Source organism: Niallia sp. FSL W8-1348, assembly GCF_038006745.1.
Taxonomy (GTDB): domain Bacteria; phylum Bacillota; class Bacilli; order Bacillales; family Cytobacillaceae; genus Niallia; species Niallia alba.
Genome location: NZ_JBBOVV010000004.1, coordinates 40363 through 59544, shown reverse-complemented (window position 1 = coordinate 59544; position 19182 = coordinate 40363). Strand labels below are relative to the sequence as shown.

The window sequence follows — 19182 nt, the reverse complement described above, 5'->3', positions numbered from 1 at the left end:
TGACACTGAGGAATTTTTTATGGATATTCCTTCCCAAAGAGTTAGCAGATATTTAGTCACTATTACAGAAGAGGCACAAGAGACCGCTCTTAAACTCATAGAGAGAAGGTATTCAAAGGTAATGGAAATACATTCACATCATATTTTAAGTCCTACTCCGTCCAAAATAGACGATGACAACCAGCGTGCTCCTATTTTATATGCCATTATTGGTAATATTAATGGATTATTCCCTGATGTGCTAGTTCGTACATTCAATAAAGAATTAAATGAACATATTATTATAGATAGTAGCAAAGTATTTGAATTTACATTGACAACTAAACAAAAGGTAAATGGCTATGATCTAACTGTAGTGGAGGTTGAATAGATGCAACCTATTTCTATAGATTTAAGCCGCTCTTATCAAAGGGAAGTATATTATCAGATTCTAGTTATAGGCGCAGGAGGTACTGGAGGAATTGTTATTCAGCAATTGTGCCAAATGTTAAGTATGTTTGAGATATCGGCAAAGTTAATAATTGCTGAACCAGATATTTATGAAGAAAAAAATAGAAATAACCAACTATGCTTAGCAAAAGATGTAGGTAAAAATAAAGCAGATGTCTTAGCTAAAAGGTATCGTGCTGCTTATCAACTAGACATAGCCACTTACACTGGAGGTTATGTAGAAGACACTAAAACAATAGACACATTGTTCCAACTCAATTATGAAAGAATTCCATATAACTATAGAATAGTCCCTATTCTTATTTCTTGTGTTGATAATAACTATTCAAGAAAGATATTCCATGAGTATTTTAACACCGCTCAGACCCTACTATATTTTGATGTGGGCAATGAAAATGTTATCTTACCAAAGGATCACAGAAATAGACCAATTGAGTCCTGGACGAAAGAGGAATTGGAAGAATATAAAGATTCAGGTTTCACTGGACAAATGGTTTGTGGTTTTAAGTCTGATTGGAAAATACTCTCAGAACCAATAGGTACGTTATATCCAGATATTTTAGAGGACAATGATGAAATAGCTCCTTCTCAATTAAGTTGTCAGGAACTAGCTGCATCCAATCCTCAGAGATTAATAACTAATCGTTATAGTGCTATATCTGTAATTACTGTACTGAATGAAATATTTGAAACTAAAAGTCTATCAACTCACAGGATTCTATATCATGCAAAAAGAGGTTATATGAAGAGTGAACCAATTTTAGGGTAATAAAAAAGTAGCACAGACTAAGAACTTGTTTGTGCTACTTAATAATCTATGTATGATTAACTTTTTTTACTTCACCTCTATTCAGTTTTCCCCCCTCATTCAACAATCTATATAGCTCCTATGGAACAACAAATAAATTTTCTGAAAACACTTCCATTATTATCCTTTTATGATATATAATGAAATTGAAACTAATATAATAGGAGGTTGTTTTCTTTGAAATTTAAAAGTTTTCTAGCATTATTAGTAGTTTTTGTTCTATCATTTGCATTGGTACCAAATATATCTGCAAATGAATCAGTTTATGTAAATGAGGATGGTCAAGTTCTCCAATATTTAGATGAAGTAGCAAATGAAGAAATACCTGTAGATGAAAAAAATCCAGAAAAAGAAATTCAGCTGTTTAGCTCTATTGTTGGTGGTGGAGTAGCAAAAGCATGGCCAATAAAAGGTGGAGCAGAAACAACTGTAGAATTAATTTCCCCTGTGCATAGTATTCAAAGAGGAAGTCTAACCTATACTTTTGAAAAACAAAATGAAAAGGGTACATGGCTATTTTATGGTAGAGCAACAAGGTCTTCCTCAGGTTCTAATTCTCGAATATTTTCACAGGGAATAAATTGGGTCCTTAAGCCAGGAACTTATAGAATAAAAGTAGGAGGTACTTTAACGGCACTTACAGCTCCAGACAGTACTTTAATAGTTCAACAAATTTTCTCCAATAAAGTGACAGTAAAATAAAATGAAAAATTTCAAAAAAATTTCTAGAGAAGAATTAGTTATTTTAGATACAGAAAATAATGTAATTGTTAACTTCGACCATAAAGAAAAAATAACAAACATAAGAAATATTGAAGTACCTAATAATTTATCGATTGTGCAACAAATGATAATTTCAAAATACTACTATATTTCTGATGATTTCCAAGAGTTAATATATATAAATAAAAATAATAAATACGAATATGATAATATTATATGCTTATTTAATAAAGGATATTATTGTTATAAGGACAATAATAAAATTGCTATTCTATTATCACACCCCAAACAGCAAGCTATTGATAATTTTAGAGACTCGGTGAAAAAGAATACTCTAAGCCCTTTTTTAAATTGTTTTTATAAGAAAAAAACGATAAATACATTGGTTAGTGACCCTGAAGAAATGGTGTCATTAGAGATGACTGAAACCGATCCTATTGTACCAGAGAAAAGAATATTAAGTTACTATTTACTTGACACACTATCTACTAATTCTTCATCAATAGATTCAGAACATAAACACTTACTGAATTTTTTACAAAGTCATTATCCAATTAGCTTTGCTATTCCTTCACCGGATAATATTTCGTTAAATAGCGATATTAATAATAATTTGGGTATAAACTTACTATCATCAATTTATAAAAAAATTGTATTTATAATAGATGATAAAGATAATAGTATTTTACAAATATCATTTTACAAATAAATATAAAAGGTTGTAGAGAAAGAAGCAACTCCTCTACAACCTTTTTATATTTGCGAACCAACAGTCCGTATTTTATGTCCATTTTGGTGGATGTTCATTAATCCTTCTAAACGGCAGGTGCGAAATACTTCCACATCTTTTTTTTCTAGCAAGCTTCATTTAACTTTTTCTCTTTCTAAATTTTTTAGTAATAGGAATAATAAAGATGATTAAAAAATCAAATAATTGTTTGAAAGAATAATAAAGTCGTTAATTTTCAAATACAATACCAATTATCCCCCTTATCCATTCATTACAATACTTTATTAATTCATTTTCTGTAATCGTCATTTTATCAAAAACTAGATATAGATTTTTACCACTATCCCCTGCATATTTAACGGTAATATCATATAATTCAAAAAGGCAAATCAATAATAAGTTTTGATAATCCAATTCACCTTCTAGGGGCAGTACCAGCGTTCGTGCAACCAGGGGCAAAGTAAATCTGAGAAATGATCGACAGAATTCCTTTGTCCGATGGTTGCTACTCGATTTTATTGTTATTTTGCATCTTACGATACAAAGTCATGCGAGAAATACCAGCCTTCTCGGCAGCATCAGTACGACTCAACCCTTGGTCCATAAGATACAAGGCATACTTAACCTTTTCCTCATCGGTTTTCGGTCTTCCAGGATATTTTCCTCGTTTCCTTGCAGCCAGAATCCCTTCTTTTGTCCGTTCAGAAGTTAAATCTCTCTCAAATTGAGCAATACCCGCAAAGATAGTAAACAACATTTTCCCATGTGCTGTTGTTGTATCAAGCCAGGATTCCTTTAAACTTTTTAAATGCGCTCCCTTTTGTGAGATGAGTTCTGTAATTTCAATAAGGTCTTTCGTAGAACGGGATAGACGAGTCAGATCCGTCACAACAACCGTATCGTTCATTCGCAAAAATTCCAACATACGATTCAACTCCGGTCGCCCTCGTTTCGTACCAGTTACTTTTTCAAAGAAAATGCGATCACACCCAAATTCTTCAAGTTGTTTCTTTTGGCGATCCAAATTTTGATCAAATGTAGAAACACGCATATAGCCAAACTTCATGTTCATCCTCTCCTCTATCAAATATTGTACCAAAATCCATTCGTGATAAATATTGTTACGAATAATATTGTGACATATTTTTGTTACGCTCATTATACGAGTTAGCTAGACTAAAAGTTGATCATCACTACACGTAACAAAAATGTTCGTTTTTGTTACGTGTAGTACAAAAAAAGCTTATTATTAAAAGTAATAATGTTTATGATATTTATTTTATGTACTATTTGGGATCTAATATAATAAATAGAAAAGATAAGACTGATTTCTCCAACACTAAGGTGAATTAGCCTTGTCTTTATATGTCCAGAGCAAAAACGTGAATTTAATACTGTAAGCAAATTTGAAATCTCTTAGCGTACAGAATATACGTCAATGTTATTTAATATTTGTTTTATTTAAGATAATCAATCAAAACATGCTGGTACTTTCCACTTTTAAGGTGCCTTTGTGGCAATTCTTCCGATTTTTCTATTGAAAGGTTAGTTAGTCCCTGGGTAGCAAAGTAATCTAATAGGGCTTCTCTAACATTTTCCCAAACTTGATCTCTAAGATTACCCTCGTCTACTTCTAAACGTACTGTTAATTTATCTGGTGCCGTTTGAATTAGTTGAAAACGCCTTACGCCTAGTATTTCCTCCACAATGGTTTTTAGAGCCAAGGGCAGAATATGAACGATTTGACCGTTGGAGGTAGAGAATTTTAAAATGTCATCCGTTCTCCCTTCGACTTGAACGACCGGGAATGGTCTCCCGCATTTGCATGGTTCCGAAAACATGGTGACACGGTCAGTTAGTTCATAACGAATTAGGGGCTGAATTCTGTTGGCCAGATTTGTAATTAAAACCGAATGGGATTGTTTTCCTGATGGCACAGGTTGGTAAAATTCATCTACCGGTTCAAATATAATCCAATCGGTATTTACATGAAACTGACCTTCTTCACATTCGAAAGTCATGGCTGTTGCTTCTGTACCGCCGTAAAGATCTAGAACGCGAGCTTGGAAAACAGATTCTAGTTTCGCACGAACATTTGGATATAACTTTTCTCCCCCCAAAAGGATTGCAACAGGCTGAATATGTAACCGACCTGCTTTTTGTTCCTCTGCTAGAATTTCCATCGCTGTTGCATACCCCCCAATTAAGGCTGGTTGATATTCATTCAATTCTTTTACAAGCGTGGAAAGGGGGAATTGGATAGAAAAAGCTCTAATTTTTCCGTTCGAAGGATTTCTTAAACGCAGACGTTCAGCTGTGCTGAATGCCGTAAAATGACCAGCCGTAGAACATACCGCCGCATTTCGTCCGCCCTTGGCTGCTACTTTCAATATGTCACTCCATTTTAATTTTGTTGTTCCGCGAATAGCCATTAATGTTTTCATGATAGTATCTGAAGCTTTATCCTGAATAAAGATTCCAGGTACTCCGGTTGACCCTGAAGTGGTCGAAACCATATAGCGCCCTAAATAAAGATGTCCAACTAATGACATATTTGACACGAATTCCTTTACACCTTCTATGGTGATTTCTGGATCAGTTACCCAATCATTAAAATGGTCCATGAGTTCTGATTTGGTGACTGGAGGGATTTGCTGTATGCTTGAAATCCGTTCAGGCAACTCGCTATATTTTTGTGCGTAATATTGAGAGTTTGATCTTGCAAAACTAATAAGGTCAGTTAAACGAGATAGTTGCCGAGAGAGAATGTCTTCTGGTTTGCCTCGTTTAACCTTCCAGATATCCGTAACTGCTTTTAAAGGTGAAATATTCTCCATGTATGTCATTCCCATCTCTCTGTTTTAATTTTTTATGGTCAATACTATTTACAGTAAAATGGACATTTAAAAATTACATAATGCAAGAAGTCTGATAAAAAATCAAACAGCTTATGGCTTAAAAGCTTTATATGCCCTTAGTGTGCCCGTGATAGTTGAAAATTGTCCAGTTTCTTCTATTAAAACAAATCCTGTTTCTTTTAATAGGCTAGGGATAACCCCTTTAACATGATTTGAAGTTGTTTCAAACCCATCTAAAAATTGAATAGGAAAAAATGCAACACGCATCAACCAATTTTGTGGCTTTTCAAAATCAATAATATGGAATTGGCCACCAGATTTGAGTGTCCGATAAACTTCTTCAAATGTTTTCTTTTTCATTTCCAGAGTTAAATGATGAATAAATAAACTTGTAAATATGTGATGAAATAGATTATTGGAAAAGGGAAGTTTATAAGAAAACCCTTCCTCAAAGGTGATATTATTAACTTGAGTTTCTTTAATTTTCTCCATAGCAATTGATAATATTTCAGGATCAGCATCAACCCCAATTACTTGCACACCAGGTTGTGATTGCTGTATTAAAAGTGCCAGCGTACCTGTACCGCAAGCTAAATCCATTATCGTTTCCTTTTGTTGGAGGTTTGCTTGCTTAACTAAATGCGTTTTAAACTTTTTTTCTTGCATTCCCCATTGAATTAACGGATCATAAAATCGAGTCATCCAATGGTATTTTAGTGCAGGGATATAATCACCTTTCTTGTTTTTATCCATTAAACATGCATCCCTTCATTTATAATAACTTATGATGATTTTTGGATTACTTATAAACTAAGAGCGAAAATAAAGTAACATGTTGATCTTACGATTTGTGACATAAAAGAATATGAAACACTTCGCTTCTTTATTCAAGTAAATATTTGAATATTGACATTAAAGCTTGCTCATTATAAGCTAATCACATATTTTTAATGAGGTGGGAAAATTGTCATTAGTTGATAAAAATATAAAAGATACTCTAAAAGATGAATGTGAGATCTATTGTTATGACCCTATAAAAGTATCAAGGTTACAAGATTTGTTAAGTTCTAAAAGTACACTTCATCTATCAAAAAAATTTAAACTTCTTGCTGATGAGACACGATTAAAGATTATTCTTTCATTAGCTATAGAAGGGGAACTTTGTGTATGTGATGTGGCTAATATTATTCAGTCCTCTATAGCTACAGCTTCGTATCATTTGAGGTTTTTAAAACGCTCAGGTGTAGCTAACTATAGAAAGGAAGGTAAATTAGCATTTTACTATATCGATGACCCCCTCTGTTAGGATAGATGTCGTAGGGAACTTTAGTGTATAGTTTAAATCATACACGGAGGTTGATCGACATGAAAAGTAATAATGGTAAACGTTATACAAAGGAAGAGAAAGCATCAATTATTAAGAGAATGATGCCCCCCACTAATGAATCGGTTGGCCAATTAAGTGAAGAGTTGGGCATTACTGAACCCACGCTTTACAAGTGGAGAAAAGAGGCTAGATCATCTGGAAACCCCACACCCGGAGATGGACAAAGTTCTGAACACTGGAGCAGTGAAGATAAGTTTCTCATAGTTATGGAAACATACTCAATGAATGGTGCGGAGCTAGCGGAGTATTGTCGAAAAAAGGGACTTTATAAAGAACAGATTGACGCATGGCGAGATTCATGCCTTAATGCAAATGGGCGAGAATCTAGTCAAACAAAGCAGTTAAATCAAGAATTAAAAGAGGAGAAAAAGCGAGGAAAGGCATTAGAGAAAGATTTGCGTAAAAAAGAAAAAGCATTGGCAGAAGCTGCAGCCTTATTACTATTAAGAAAAAAGGCCCAAGCGATCTGGGGGGACCAAGAGGACGAATGATCAGCCCGTCAGATCGCGCACTAGCAGTAGAACTCATCCAAGAAGCAAACCAAAATGGTGCGCGATTAGCCCCGGCGTGTAAAGAATTGAACATTAGCGTTCGCACCTATGAACGCTGGATTTCAGAAGGTGGAATCAAGGAGGATCAACGCCCTATTGCGTTACGTCCAGAGCCAAAAAATAAATTAACGATAGAGGAAAAACAAGAGATACTGGAGGTTGTTAAAAAAGAGGAATTTGTAGACCTACCGCCTACTCAAATCGTGCCAAAATTAGCAGATCAATGCATTTATATCGCCTCCGAATCTAGCTTTTATAGAGTTCTTCGTGAGCATAAAATGCAAAATCATCGGGGAAGAAGCAAAAAGCCCGAGGGTAGATTACCAGAAAGTCATTTAGCAGTAGCCCCAAACCAGGTATGGACATGGGATATAACGTGGTTAAAAGGGCCGGTGAAAGGCTTGTTTTATCGACTCTACTTAATTATCGATATTTTTAGTAGAAAAATCGTAGGTTGGGAGATTTGGGAGTCAGAGGAGGCAAAACACGCTGAAGATTTAATGAAGAAGACGATTATTAGTGAAAAAATCCAAGGTAAACCACTCGTTTTACATTCCGATAATGGCAGTCCCATGAAAGCCGCAACATTTCAGGTATTACTTGAAAAATTAGGGATCCAAAGCTCTTATTCAAGACCAAGAGTAAGTAATGACAATCCCTATTCTGAAGCAATGTTTCGGACTCTGAAATATCGACCTGAATTCCCGTACAGAGGCTTTGAAACACTTGAGGCTGCACGTGAATGGGCATTAAGATTTGTGAATTGGTATAACTGTATACATTTACACAGTGGTATAAATTTTGTGACGCCAGAACAATGCCACACAGGTGCGCATATTGGGATACTGAAAAAGCGCAAAGAAGTTTATGAACTAGCGAAACAAAAGCATCCAGAACGTTGGACGCGCTCAACTAGAGACTGGAGTGCACATGATTCAGTGGCTTTAAACCCAATAAAGGACAAGATAGAAAAGGATGGAACAAAATAGCCCCACTGCGACTGAGCTTGAACTACCCATTCCCTTCTCATCAAAGAACAGAATGAATTCTGTTCTTTGATGAGAAGGCCACCAAGCAAAGCGCGGTAGTTACCCTTACGTTCTTACACTAGTAAACAAGTTAAATGCGACAACTATCTTGACAAACACCGATGATGAAATTTTTAAATCGATGGTTCTACTTTCTTTTCATCATAAGGAGAGTTGAATAAGAATAGAAATTCGGATATGTTTAAAATACATTTTCAAAAATACTGTCAATTTACATAAGTGGAGGGGATCTACAAGATTATTCCCCTCCAATAACATAGATAAAAATGAATTTAGATTTATCACATAAACTTTTAGTTAGCTTTAAAAGAATTTATTTCTTTATGCATAAGAGTGTAGACCAGCAATAATTAGATTAACGAAAATTAGGTTGAAAATAATAATTCCAAAACCTATTACTCCGAGCCATGCTGATTTTTCACCATGCCAACCTTTCGATAGGCGGAGGTGTAAATAGGCAGCATAAAATAACCATGTAATTAAGGCCCATACCTCCTTAGGATCCCATCCCCAGAAACGCGTCCACGCAATTTGAGCCCAGATCATCGCAAAAATAAGAGCACCCAAAGTGAATATTGGAAAACCTATTGCAACGGATCTGTATCCGATTTCATCGACCAAATCAAGTTTGATATTTTTCGTTAATGGCTGAAGCGCTGCAGCAATTCTTTTTCTTAAAATCAGTCTTAGCACCCCGTATAAAAATAAACCTGTAACAGATGACCAGATAACTGTGTTTAGTTTGCCTGCTGCAATGATAGCTGGTACTTCAACAAAGGCTTCCATTTTACCTTTTGTAAGTAATTCACCTTGATTTGGACCTACAATGGAAGGTAGATTATATGTCATTTCAACCTCTTGATCATTTTTATCAACCCATTTGTAGACGGCTTCATACTCCATCCCTCTGAAAACACTTGTAACCACTACAAAAGCAAGTGTCGCCACAATCGTGTACATGACAACTTCTAGCCAAAAGGTCCCTTTTGAGCGTTTCGTCTGATCAACAGAACGAAGTAAATAAATGACCCCTGAAATGAAACTACTGGCCAAAATAGCTGAACCTAGTGCAGTTGTTGTTACGTGAATAGCAAGCCAATCGCTTTGAAGTGCTGGTATTAATGGAGAAATGTCTGTCGGAAACATACTCCCATAAGCAATAATCAATAATGTTATTGGTAAAGTAAACAAACCTAATACTGCTACCTTATAGATAAAATAAAGAATTATGAAAGCCAGGACCATCATCATGCTAAAGGCTGTAATGAATTCAAACATATTACTAACAGGCGCTTGTCCAGAAGCGACCCATCGAGTAATAAAATATCCCAAATGGGAAGCAAAAGCTAGAATAGTGATAGTTATTGCGACTTTTGCCCATTTACTTGGTTTTTCATATTGTTTTCTCTTATCTCGAATAGCTCCTCCAAATAAAAATGTTGCAACTAGATATAGTAAGAATGCTGCATATAATAAGTTACTGCTAAGGGCTACCACATCATTTCCTCCTTTACGAATTTTAGCTTTTCTCGTTTGTTTGATCGGTTAGTTCTTGAATGCTGGTTTCTTTTAAAATACCGTTCACTTCATTTTGTATACCATACCAATTTTTATTTGTATGTCCTGCAATTAATACGTTGTCACCATCCCGTCTAATCCATATACGTCTATGATTCCAATACATTCCTTGAATAACTCCAATCATGAAAATAGCACCGCCAACTCCTAGAAACCATAACGTATTATCTTTCCGAACTGTAAGGGCTGACAGGTTTTTTGTTTCAACGCCTTCAAATTTCATTTTTAATTGATTATCTTCGTCTGGGTCAAATGTTTGTTTAATGGCAATAAAGCTTCTTTCACCTTCTGGTTTTTCAGGAGATATCATGTTAAATACAAATGCTGGATTGTCGGGAACACGGTTTTTTGTATCAGGTACACCTTCACTATTGAAATAGAAGTTTGGCAAATAAGTCACAATTTCAACTTTATACCCATTGCCTAAATCATACTCCTTGTTTGGCTCTAACAAATCAACTTTAATCTTGCCAAAACTTTCTTCTGTCTCTTTGTCTACTAAATTAAAATTAAACTTATTTAGTTCATTTAATTTATAAGAGGTTTGATAAAGAGCATATGAATCGTGTTTTAAGGGGTAATTAACTCTAATTTGTTCATCTTTTATCTTTTCAAGTTCAGGTTCTGCCCCGTGAACAATTTCACCCTTTCGTTCATACAAAGTCACGTTTGTTTGAAAGTTTTTAACGACATTTCCATCTCCGACTCGTGAAAGAGTATTAGAAAAAACTTCATCCTCTTGATCTTTTTGATAGGTATCCATAATGAACTTATCGCTGGTTAAATAGTATTTTCCATCGGTTCCTGGGATAACACTTGTTTCACCGTCACGAATCCAAAGCATTTCGTCTACATACATCCCCGGCACAAATCGCAGCATTCCTCCAATGAGGAAAATAATTAGTCCAACATGGTTCACATAAGGTCCCCATCTTGAAAATCGACTTTTTTCAGCTAGAAAATGACCATTTTCTTCACGTACTTGATAACGCTTCCTCTTCAAGTTGGATATTATCAAATCCAGTTGTTCATCAAGGTTCTCTTCGACATTTGTTTCACTGAAAAGACGTTGTCTACGCAAGAAACTTTCATGACGTGTAATCCCTTGCTTTTTCAAAGCGCGATACAATGGAATAAACCGGTCCAAACTCGCGACAACAAGTGATATCCCAAGAGCTGCTATTAATAAAAAATACCACCATGAACTATATAGATTGTGAAAACCTAATTCATAATACATTTGTCCAAGAAATCCATATTCATCTTTATAAAACTCTTGTGGGACAACGGTTGGAGGAATATACATCTCTTGAGGAAAAATGGTTCCAATCGCAGAAGCAATTAAAAGAAGAACAATTATCCAAATTCCTACTTTAACGGATGAGAAAAAGTTCCAAATCTTATCGATAAGTGACTTTTTATATGTTTGTGAGCGTCTTGCGCCTCCATCGTATCTCATATCCAATAGTTTTTCAGAAACTTCATCCTTCTTATTCCCGATAGTTCGTCCACAAGATTCACAAAGAACCGTTCCATGTGGAATGGAGTGACCACATTCGCATTTGACATGTTCCATTCTAATAACTCCTTACGATTTAATCATTTAAATATACTTAACTACACTTTTAATTTTTCAGATTTGCTTTTTAATCCATTAAAAAGAATGATTCTAAAAACCCCTTAAAATCCAGTAAATCCTCCGAACAAACTTGTTAAGACTGCAATAATTTTTGTCATCATATTAAAGTACAATAATCCCCCCATCACAATCATCAAAATGCCTCCTATTGACATAAAGATTGCACTGTGTTTCTTTAGAAAAGTCATCTTATCGATAAATAAAGACATTAATAGAAATGGAATAGAAAAACCTAAGACATAGAACAGCATGTATAGTAATCCTTTTCCTGGGTCTGATACACCTAATGCAATGACACCTGCAAGAATTGGACCTGTACAAGGAGTCCATCCAGCAGCAAAACCAAGCCCAATTAAAATTGATCCAATATAACCTGAAGGCCTCTTTTGAAAATGAATTTTCTTATCAGAAAGTAGGAAATCAAATTTAAGAACCCCTGTTAGAACTAAACCAAAAAACACCATCACAATAGCTCCAAGTTGCCTTAACAAATCTTGATAATCCATAAAAAATGTACCGATAAAAGAAGTAGAAAGTCCCAAAGCTAAAAATATGATGGAAAATCCTACCAAAAACAAGATGGTGTGTATAAAAGCTTTCCTTCTTAAAATACCTTTTCCTTCTTTTAGGTCATTTATAGACACTCCTGTAATATAGGAAAGAAAAGCTGGATACAAAGGAAGTGAACAAGGCGAAATAAATGATAAAAGACCTGCACCAAATGCAAGAAATAAGCTTAGTTGTTCCAAAAAGATACCACCTAACTGTTTATTAATTCTATGGCTTAATGAGTTCCATGTAATTTGCTATATCCCTTTCGGTCATACTTCCTGTGATCACTTTTAACACTTTTCCTTTCTTATCGATCAAAAATGTTGTAGGAATCGGGGTTATGTCATATGCTTCCGTCACAGCTCGATCTTTATCTTTAAGTATAGGAAATGTAAGCCCATGCCTATTTACAAACGATTCAATAGCAATATCACTTTCTGCAATATTAACCGCCAATATCTCTACACCAAGATTCTTAAAATGGTTATACTGTCTTTCCATATATGGCATTTCCTTTTCACAAGGCTTGCACCAAGTACCCCAAAAGTTTAGAAAAACTCCTTTTCCTTTTAAATCAGAAAGTTGAACGTTGTTACCGTTCATATCTTCAAGAACAAAATCAGGTGCTTGATCCCCTGCTTGAACCCGTATTCTTTCAGTGAAAAAGTTTTGATAAAGAGTATAGGCTACTGCTAAAGCCATAAGAAGTAGAAGGCTAATACGTACAATAGATCTGGTTCTTTTGTTTTTCATTTTACTCTCCCTTTTTATTTTCATTCAAACCAACATTTTAATGTTGACATTTTACATTAATAATTTTAATCTAAAAGCACAATATACTCAAATGATTATTTGAATAATAACTTCCAATATTTTCACCTAAAATACTATCTATTAATTTTAGGATCGTGCAAAGTGAAATTCTAAATCATTACATGAAGGGTAAATAATAGAATGTGTAACAAACTAACACAACAAAATATATTCTATTCCGTATTTTAAAAAGGAGTTTTTTTATGAATTTAATTTTAACTATTCTCTCTGCTTTAGGGTCTTTTATAGTAACCAATATCGATGATATTTTTGTCTTGATGTTGCTGTTCTCTCAGGCAAGTTCACAAGCTAAAGCAAGTAATGGCCGAACGGTTAACATGCAGCCGAAGGGAAGTCGTATTTACCCTAAAGATATAGTCATTGGCCAATATCTTGGTTTTGCACTTTTAGTTTTAATTAGCCTTTTAGCTACATTTGGAGTAACACTCATTCCTGATCAGTGGGTAGGATTATTAGGACTAATCCCGATCTACCTAGGAGTTAAACTGTTTATAAAGGGTGAAGATGAAAATGAAGGTGCTATTCTTTCCAGTTTAAATAAATTTAATAAGTTCTATTTAAGTGTAGCCTTTATCACCTTTGCTAATGGTGGAGATAATATTGGAATTTATGTTCCGTTCTTTTCTACTTTAAATAACAACCAACTGGTCATTACAGTTGTTACTTTCTTTATAATGGTTGCGGTCTGGTGTTTAATCGGATATCGTCTAGCAAGATTCAGATATGTTTCTGAAACACTTGAGAAATACGGCCGATGGGTTATTCCAATTGTGTTTATAGGATTAGGCCTTTATATCATGGCAGAAAATAATATATTTTCTAACCTGTGGTCTCACTTCGTAAATTTTGAAAATAATTAAATTCTCAATTAACCGTAATGACTTACGATCATTTTACTGATAAATCCCCTTTACTTTTAAAGTATTAAGTACAATTCTTTATAGAAAATAGAACTCCGAGGTGACGACTTTGTATTGGATCATTATTCTCACAGTAAGTATTGATCAATTATGTAAATATTTAGTTCGAAATTTTATGGACTACGGACAATCCATTCCACTTATCAATGGTGTTTTTCAATTAACATCTCATCGTAATGCGGGTGCTGCCTGGGGAATTTTTTCGGGACAAAAAATATTCTTGATTAGTATTGCAATTATTGTTATTGTCTTTGGCCTTATTTATTCTCGTAAAGTCTCCGATAAGCTAACACGTATAGCCTTTGGATTTTTTATAGGAGGTGCAATGGGAAACGTTGTAGATCGTTTAATTTTTGGGGAAGTAACAGATATGTTCGAAGTTACATTTATTAATTATCCAATTTTTAATACTGCGGATGTATTTTTAGTTAGTGGAGCTATTTTATTAATGATAAGTACTTATAGAGAATCTAAAACACAAAAAAATCTATCCTAGATTATAGACACAAATCCATTTCTCATTCGATTTTTAAAGAAATTGACAAAATAACTTTATTAATTAAACGATTATTTTATTATTGAAATGAAGTGTGTTTTTCTTTATATGAATATTCCGTAAAACTCTTCAGGAAAGAGCTTTTAAGTTTTTTTATCATCCTTTCGAAAGGAGGTGATAAATTGTATTATTGATTGAAATCGGAACTACTGCGTTAGCACACAACAGTAATAACAATAGCAATAATCACTCAATGTTCGATCGTACACACTACCATTTATGAAGGAAATGCAGCCAAATCTAACCGAACAAGAAATCAAAAATATGTATGATTTGTGTCTCAGCGACCAGGGACAAGCCTTAAACGCTATGCTCAGTACGAAAAATAATGAGCAAAATGCAATGAAAGTTGAACTAAGTCATAGACAATACGTGATAACGACTGTGATATAGGGTGGTAATAAATAGCTATCGCCATTTCAGGAAAGATAAGCCCTATCACTGTGAAGGGCAGTGGTTGGTAAGCCTATATACCAACAATTACTAGTATTGGAGGAGATTTTGATGAAAGTGGCTAATTCAATTGTAGAACTTATCGGGAATACTCCACTTGTTAAACTAAATCGCGTTGTAAATCCTGATCATGCAGATGTCTATTTAAAGCTTGAATATTTTAACCCAGGAAGTAGTGTAAAGGATCGTATTGCTATAGCCATGATTGAAGCAGCTGAAAAAGATGGAATCCTAAAGCCGGGAAGTACGATTGTTGAGCCAACTAGTGGAAATACAGGAATTGGGTTAGCAATGGTAGCTGCCGCAAAGGGATACAAAACGATTATCGTCATGCCAGAAACCATGAGTATGGAACGTCGAAATTTACTCCGTGCCTATGGTGCCGAGCTCGTTTTAACTCCTGGACCGGAAGGTATGGGGGGAGCAATTCGCAAAGCTCAAGAGTTATTGGAGGAAAATCCACAGTATTTTGTTCCTCAGCAGTTTAATAATCCAGCCAATCCAAAAATCCATCAAGAAACAACTGGACAAGAGCTTGTTGGTCAAGCTGAAGAAATTGGTGGAATTGATGCTTTTGTTTCTGGAATTGGTACAGGAGGTACGGTTACAGGTGCTGGTCAGGTCCTTAAGGAAAAGTTTCCAGCAATACATATTGTTGCCGTTGAGCCAGTAGCATCCCCAGTCCTTTCTGGCGGTAAGCCAGGACCTCATAAAATTCAAGGAATTGGAGCTGGATTCATACCGGAAATTTTAGATACTGAAATTTATGATGAGGTCATTACAGTAGAGAATGAGCAAGCTTTTGAAACTTCACGTCTGGTAGCAAAACAAGAAGGGATTCTTGGTGGGATTTCTTCAGGAGCTGCCATATATGCTGCCTTGAAAGTAGCTGAGAAGCTTGGTAAAGGAAAAAAAGTTGTTGCGATTATTCCAAGTAATGGAGAAAGATATTTAAGCACACCTCTTTATCAATTCGAAGGTTAAAAATTCTATGGGTGTAACTTGTTAAGAGCTACACCCATAGAATTTTTTTAGTGAAAAAAAGGAGTAACCTGTTTATATATTATGAAAGGCCTTTATACTTTCTTTCTAAATTACATAATCTCCTTTCAATATGATGGATCTTTTCTAATATTTCCTTTTGCATCAACAATTGCTGATACATCATTTTCCTCATATCATCCATAAATTTTTTCTCAATTTCCCATTCCTTTTCCTCTTGTCCATTATTTTCTTCTAATCGATAAACATATGGATATTGATACCATTGATTAGGATAATAATACATTTTTACCCTCCTTTTCATACGAGCGATCAATCTAAAATATGTATATAGGTAAAACTCAGTGTTTGTTTAAAAAAGTTTATTTTACTTATAAAGAAAGCTTTATCATTTTTGAATTTTTGTAAAATTCAATCTTCCCTTTTTTCGTATTTTATATATATGGGTATAATGAAGACAAAGGAGGGTGGAAGTATTGAAAAAATTACTTACGTCTTTTGTAGCTATTGCTTTATTTCTAGGTATTGGCACTGCTGCTCTTGCACATTCAAACAACACTCCTAGTCAAGGGAATGGGAATGGAAATTTGCAACAAATGATGGATTATTGTTCTGAAATGATGGATTCTTTCATGAATAATCATCAAAACAATATACCTAATGAAACCTCAACATCAAAGAATTTAAATACAGGACAGACAAATTCAAATAATAGTACCACGAATAACCACCAGAACCAAAACCATTCTATGTATGACGATTGTTGGTAGAAAATAACAACAGAAAGAGCATGGGCTACAATAAATGTCCAAGCTCTTTCTTTTTTTTATAAATAAAAAAACAGTTTCCTATATCCTTACACAATATTTACGTCTTTCATGCTAATTGTAGCTTTGAAATGTTAAAAGTTTGATAAAAATGGATTCTCATATCAATACTTAGTTCAATTTTTTATAAAAAAGTTTGATCATTTCGTTGAAGGTGAATTTTTATTTAGGTTAGTTCTTTGATATAGCCAATAACATTCCCTAAACAACAACTACCTTGAGGGTTGTTCACCTCACAACCACATCGGTTTCCTTTTATGTTTTCACGAATATGTTTTACTGGATTAGGAGTAAGTCCTTTTTCAATATATTGTTTAATTTTTTCTTTTGTCCAACCGAAACAATAGCAGACTGGAACAACGGAAGAATCATCTTTTTGATGGGGTAGCGTCAGGAAAATGCGGATTTACAACGATAAGGAAATTACAATAATAAAAAGCCCAATTTCTCAGTATTAAAATTGAGAATTTGGACTTTTTTCGTTACTCTAGAAAAGCGTCTGAGTGTGGAAGATCTTAGTATAAAAGAATCAATATTGAAGTAATGTTTCTTACTATACTAAAGCGACCCGTTAGTAGCAAAAGGTAAGGTAAAAAAGCTCCAAAAAAGAAGATTTAACCAGCACAACAAGATAATTTTGAAACATCTTTATCAAACGTAAGGGCAGCTAATTTTAACCCTTCTGCCATTGTTAAATATGGGGCAAGGGTTTCGCGAATATCATCTATGGTTAAACCGAATTTGACAGCTAATGTAGCTGCATAAATTACGTCTCCTGCATTTTCTGCCACCACATGAGCTCCCAAAACTTTCATTGTTTTCGAGTCTGCCACTAATTTAAACACGCCTGTTGTTTCCCGATTAACCAAGGCCCTCGGAACGGCATCTAACGGTAAAACGGATGTTTTAACCTCATAGCCTTTATCTTTTGCCTGTTGCTCCGTTAAACCAACGGTTGCAATTGCCGGGCCCGTAAACGTAACCCCTGGAACCACTTCTAAATTTAGCTTTTTGTTCAGTCCTCCGATAGCATTTCCTGCTGCCACTCCACCCTGATAGGCTGCCACATACACGAATTGGGGACCTAGCGTGACATCTCCTGCGGCATAAATACGAGTATTTGTTGTTCTTGAATAATCATCTATTATGATTTCACCACGAGAACCTATTTCCACGCCTGCTGCCTGTAAGTTTAAAGTAGCCGTGTTTGGTGTTCTGCCTGTCGCAACTAGCAATTGATCTGCTTCAATGATACGCTTCTTGCCATTAACTTCTACAAGAACCTTTTTTATGTCTCCATTTTTTTCGATTCGTTCATAGGTTGCTCCTTTTACAAGATTTATTCCTTGTTCGACTAGAGATTTTTCAACTGATTCTGAAATCTCTGGATCATATTCTTTTAAGAGGCGTTCACTTCGTTGCATTAACGTAACTTCTGAGCCGAGATTATGAAATAGTTGTCCTAATTCCATGCCAATATAACCAGAACCAATAACCACAAGACGTTTTGGTACCTTCTTTAATTCAAGTAAAGACGTGCTAGTTAAATAATCTACCTCATTAAGCCCAGGAATGTTTGGTTTAGCTGGTGAAGCACCTGTCGCGATTAAGAATCGTTTAGCCGATATAAGTGCTCCGTTCACTTCAACAGTTTTTTCATCTACGAATTTTGCTTCACCTTCTATTAATTCGAAACCATAGTCATCAATTAAATCAACATATTTAGAGTTTCTAAGCTCTGTTACCAACTCATTTTTTTGTTTAATCAATGGCGCCAAATCAACTTCACCGGCTGATGTATGCAATCCTACAAACGGATTGTTTTTTGCTAAATGATTAATTTCGCCAGCACGTAACAAGGTCTTTGAAGGAACACAACCAATATTTACACATGTTCCACCAATTGTTCCACGCTCAATCATCGCCACTTTTGCTCCATATTTCACGGCTTCAATGGCTGATGAAAAGGCAGCTCCGCCGGAACCAATGATGATGTAATCATAGTCACCTTCATCACCTAACTGTACCATTTCTTGCAATTGTATTTCTTCAACTTCTCCTGGTTGATATTTAGCTTCAGCAATCACTTTCTTCGCTGTTTCAACTTCTACGTCATTTGGAAGTTCAAATACAGCTTCCCCACGGCGAAAATCCACTTCAATCCCGTTTGCTCCCATGTTTTCAAGAGCAACAGCAACATGCTCTTCGCAACCCGTACAGGTCATTCCTTGAACGTTTACTCGATATTTTTTCATGTTAAAGCCC

The 19182-nt window shown here is 34.9% G+C and carries 19 protein-coding genes and 2 pseudogenes; 10 read left to right on the top strand and 11 right to left on the bottom strand.

Annotated elements, in window-relative coordinates; all coding sequences use genetic code 11:
• Positions 1-19 precede the first annotated feature (19 nt).
• The 4 genes from NST60_RS25125 to NST60_RS25110 all read left to right on the top strand — a co-directional run bounded on the left by NST60_RS25125 (position 20) and on the right by NST60_RS25110 (position 2690).
• Complete coding sequence (locus NST60_RS25125; RefSeq protein ID WP_341100755.1) at positions 20-370, top strand: hypothetical protein; 351 nt, start codon at positions 20-22, stop codon at positions 368-370.
• Positions 371-1219 carry a ThiF family adenylyltransferase gene (locus NST60_RS25120; protein WP_047943227.1) on the top strand — a complete coding sequence of 283 codons (849 nt, stop codon included), beginning with the start codon at positions 371-373 and terminating at the stop codon, positions 1217-1219.
• A 216-nt stretch (positions 1220-1435) separates the two neighbouring features.
• Positions 1436-1960: a hypothetical protein gene (locus tag NST60_RS25115; RefSeq protein WP_016204963.1), complete on the top strand. Its 525-nt coding sequence runs from the start codon at positions 1436-1438 to the stop codon at positions 1958-1960.
• Between the two features lies 1 nt (position 1961).
• The gene (locus NST60_RS25110; RefSeq protein WP_047943226.1) at positions 1962-2690 is read left to right on the top strand and encodes a hypothetical protein; all 729 of its coding nucleotides are present in this window, start codon (positions 1962-1964) and stop codon (positions 2688-2690) included.
• Positions 2691-2939: 249 nt separating this feature from the next.
• On the opposite strand, the gene NST60_RS25105 is transcribed toward NST60_RS25110, so the two are convergent.
• The 4 genes from NST60_RS25105 to NST60_RS25090 form a co-directional block, all read right to left on the bottom strand.
• The gene (locus NST60_RS25105) at positions 2940-3125 is read right to left on the bottom strand and encodes a hypothetical protein (RefSeq protein WP_047943225.1); all 186 of its coding nucleotides are present in this window, start codon (positions 3123-3125) and stop codon (positions 2940-2942) included.
• Between the two features lie 91 nt (positions 3126-3216).
• Positions 3217-3777 carry a recombinase family protein gene (locus NST60_RS25100; RefSeq protein ID WP_047943224.1) on the bottom strand — a complete coding sequence of 187 codons (561 nt, stop codon included), beginning with the start codon at positions 3775-3777 and terminating at the stop codon, positions 3217-3219.
• Between the two features lie 391 nt (positions 3778-4168).
• The gene (locus NST60_RS25095) at positions 4169-5548 is read right to left on the bottom strand and encodes a phenylacetate--CoA ligase family protein (protein ID WP_053215731.1); all 1380 of its coding nucleotides are present in this window, start codon (positions 5546-5548) and stop codon (positions 4169-4171) included.
• 111 nt (positions 5549-5659) lie between these two features.
• Complete coding sequence (locus NST60_RS25090; protein ID WP_047943222.1) at positions 5660-6322, bottom strand: class I SAM-dependent methyltransferase; 663 nt, start codon at positions 6320-6322, stop codon at positions 5660-5662.
• A gap of 211 nt (positions 6323-6533) precedes the next feature.
• Between NST60_RS25090 and NST60_RS25085 the strand changes: the two genes are divergently transcribed.
• Positions 6534-6875, top strand: a complete 342-nt coding sequence (locus NST60_RS25085) for an ArsR/SmtB family transcription factor (protein WP_341100749.1) — start codon at positions 6534-6536, stop codon at positions 6873-6875.
• A gap of 59 nt (positions 6876-6934) precedes the next feature.
• Positions 6935-8496, top strand: a pseudogene (locus tag NST60_RS25080) (IS3 family transposase).
• A gap of 381 nt (positions 8497-8877) precedes the next feature.
• Here NST60_RS25080 and ccsB read toward each other — a convergent pair.
• The 4 genes from ccsB to resA all read right to left on the bottom strand — a co-directional run bounded on the left by ccsB (position 8878) and on the right by resA (position 13078).
• Positions 8878-10053, bottom strand: coding sequence for a c-type cytochrome biogenesis protein CcsB (gene ccsB, locus NST60_RS25075; protein WP_047943221.1), 1176 nt, complete (start codon positions 10051-10053; stop codon positions 8878-8880).
• A gap of 22 nt (positions 10054-10075) precedes the next feature.
• Positions 10076-11710: a cytochrome c biogenesis protein ResB gene (gene resB / locus NST60_RS25070; RefSeq protein WP_047943220.1), complete on the bottom strand. Its 1635-nt coding sequence runs from the start codon at positions 11708-11710 to the stop codon at positions 10076-10078.
• Between the two features lie 104 nt (positions 11711-11814).
• Positions 11815-12522, bottom strand: coding sequence for a cytochrome c biogenesis CcdA family protein (locus tag NST60_RS25065; protein WP_047943219.1), 708 nt, complete (start codon positions 12520-12522; stop codon positions 11815-11817).
• Between the two features lie 28 nt (positions 12523-12550).
• Positions 12551-13078: a thiol-disulfide oxidoreductase ResA gene (gene resA, locus NST60_RS25060; RefSeq protein ID WP_047943218.1), complete on the bottom strand. Its 528-nt coding sequence runs from the start codon at positions 13076-13078 to the stop codon at positions 12551-12553.
• A gap of 263 nt (positions 13079-13341) precedes the next feature.
• Between resA and NST60_RS25055 the strand changes: the two genes are divergently transcribed.
• The 3 genes from NST60_RS25055 (at position 13342) to cysK (ending at position 16072) form a co-directional block, all read left to right on the top strand.
• Positions 13342-14019 carry a CadD family cadmium resistance transporter gene (locus NST60_RS25055; RefSeq protein ID WP_047943217.1) on the top strand — a complete coding sequence of 226 codons (678 nt, stop codon included), beginning with the start codon at positions 13342-13344 and terminating at the stop codon, positions 14017-14019.
• 109 nt (positions 14020-14128) lie between these two features.
• Positions 14129-14575 carry a signal peptidase II gene (gene lspA, locus NST60_RS25050; protein WP_019380908.1) on the top strand — a complete coding sequence of 149 codons (447 nt, stop codon included), beginning with the start codon at positions 14129-14131 and terminating at the stop codon, positions 14573-14575.
• A 564-nt stretch (positions 14576-15139) separates the two neighbouring features.
• On the top strand, positions 15140-16072 hold the full coding sequence (gene cysK / locus NST60_RS25045) for a cysteine synthase A (RefSeq protein ID WP_047943216.1): 933 nt from the start codon (positions 15140-15142) through the stop codon (positions 16070-16072).
• Positions 16073-16151: 79 nt separating this feature from the next.
• Here the strand turns inward: cysK and NST60_RS25040 are convergent, their stop codons facing one another.
• On the bottom strand, positions 16152-16376 hold the full coding sequence (locus NST60_RS25040; RefSeq protein WP_047943215.1) for a hypothetical protein: 225 nt from the start codon (positions 16374-16376) through the stop codon (positions 16152-16154).
• A 190-nt stretch (positions 16377-16566) separates the two neighbouring features.
• Between NST60_RS25040 and NST60_RS25035 the strand changes: the two genes are divergently transcribed.
• Positions 16567-16860, top strand: a complete 294-nt coding sequence (locus NST60_RS25035) for a hypothetical protein (protein ID WP_047943214.1) — start codon at positions 16567-16569, stop codon at positions 16858-16860.
• 223 nt (positions 16861-17083) lie between these two features.
• On the opposite strand, the pseudogene NST60_RS25030 reads toward NST60_RS25035, so the two are convergent.
• Positions 17084-17299, bottom strand: a pseudogene (locus NST60_RS25030) (putative iron-sulfur cluster-binding metallochaperone); the annotation flags it as partial.
• A gap of 232 nt (positions 17300-17531) precedes the next feature.
• Entirely contained in the window at positions 17532-19172 is a 1641-nt protein-coding gene (merA, locus tag NST60_RS25025; RefSeq protein WP_047943213.1) for a mercury(II) reductase, read from the bottom strand.
• Between the last annotated feature and the right edge of the window lie 10 nt (positions 19173-19182).

Coding starts and splice junctions, on each gene's coding strand:
- NST60_RS25125 (WP_341100755.1), top strand. CDS start 20: ATGGATATTCCTTCCCAAAGAGTTAGCAGATATTTAGTCACTATTACA.
- NST60_RS25120 (WP_047943227.1), top strand. CDS start 371: ATGCAACCTATTTCTATAGATTTAAGCCGCTCTTATCAAAGGGAAGTA.
- NST60_RS25110 (WP_047943226.1), top strand. CDS start 1,962: ATGAAAAATTTCAAAAAAATTTCTAGAGAAGAATTAGTTATTTTAGAT.
- NST60_RS25100 (WP_047943224.1), bottom strand. CDS start 3,777: ATGAAGTTTGGCTATATGCGTGTTTCTACATTTGATCAAAATTTGGAT.
- NST60_RS25095 (WP_053215731.1), bottom strand. CDS start 5,548: ATGGAGAATATTTCACCTTTAAAAGCAGTTACGGATATCTGGAAGGTT.
- NST60_RS25090 (WP_047943222.1), bottom strand. CDS start 6,322: ATGGATAAAAACAAGAAAGGTGATTATATCCCTGCACTAAAATACCAT.
- resB (WP_047943220.1), bottom strand. CDS start 11,710: ATGGAACATGTCAAATGCGAATGTGGTCACTCCATTCCACATGGAACG.
- resA (WP_047943218.1), bottom strand. CDS start 13,078: ATGAAAAACAAAAGAACCAGATCTATTGTACGTATTAGCCTTCTACTT.
- NST60_RS25055 (WP_047943217.1), top strand. CDS start 13,342: ATGAATTTAATTTTAACTATTCTCTCTGCTTTAGGGTCTTTTATAGTA.
- cysK (WP_047943216.1), top strand. CDS start 15,140: ATGAAAGTGGCTAATTCAATTGTAGAACTTATCGGGAATACTCCACTT.
- NST60_RS25040 (WP_047943215.1), bottom strand. CDS start 16,376: ATGTATTATTATCCTAATCAATGGTATCAATATCCATATGTTTATCGA.
- merA (WP_047943213.1), bottom strand. CDS start 19,172: ATGAAAAAATATCGAGTAAACGTTCAAGGAATGACCTGTACGGGTTGC.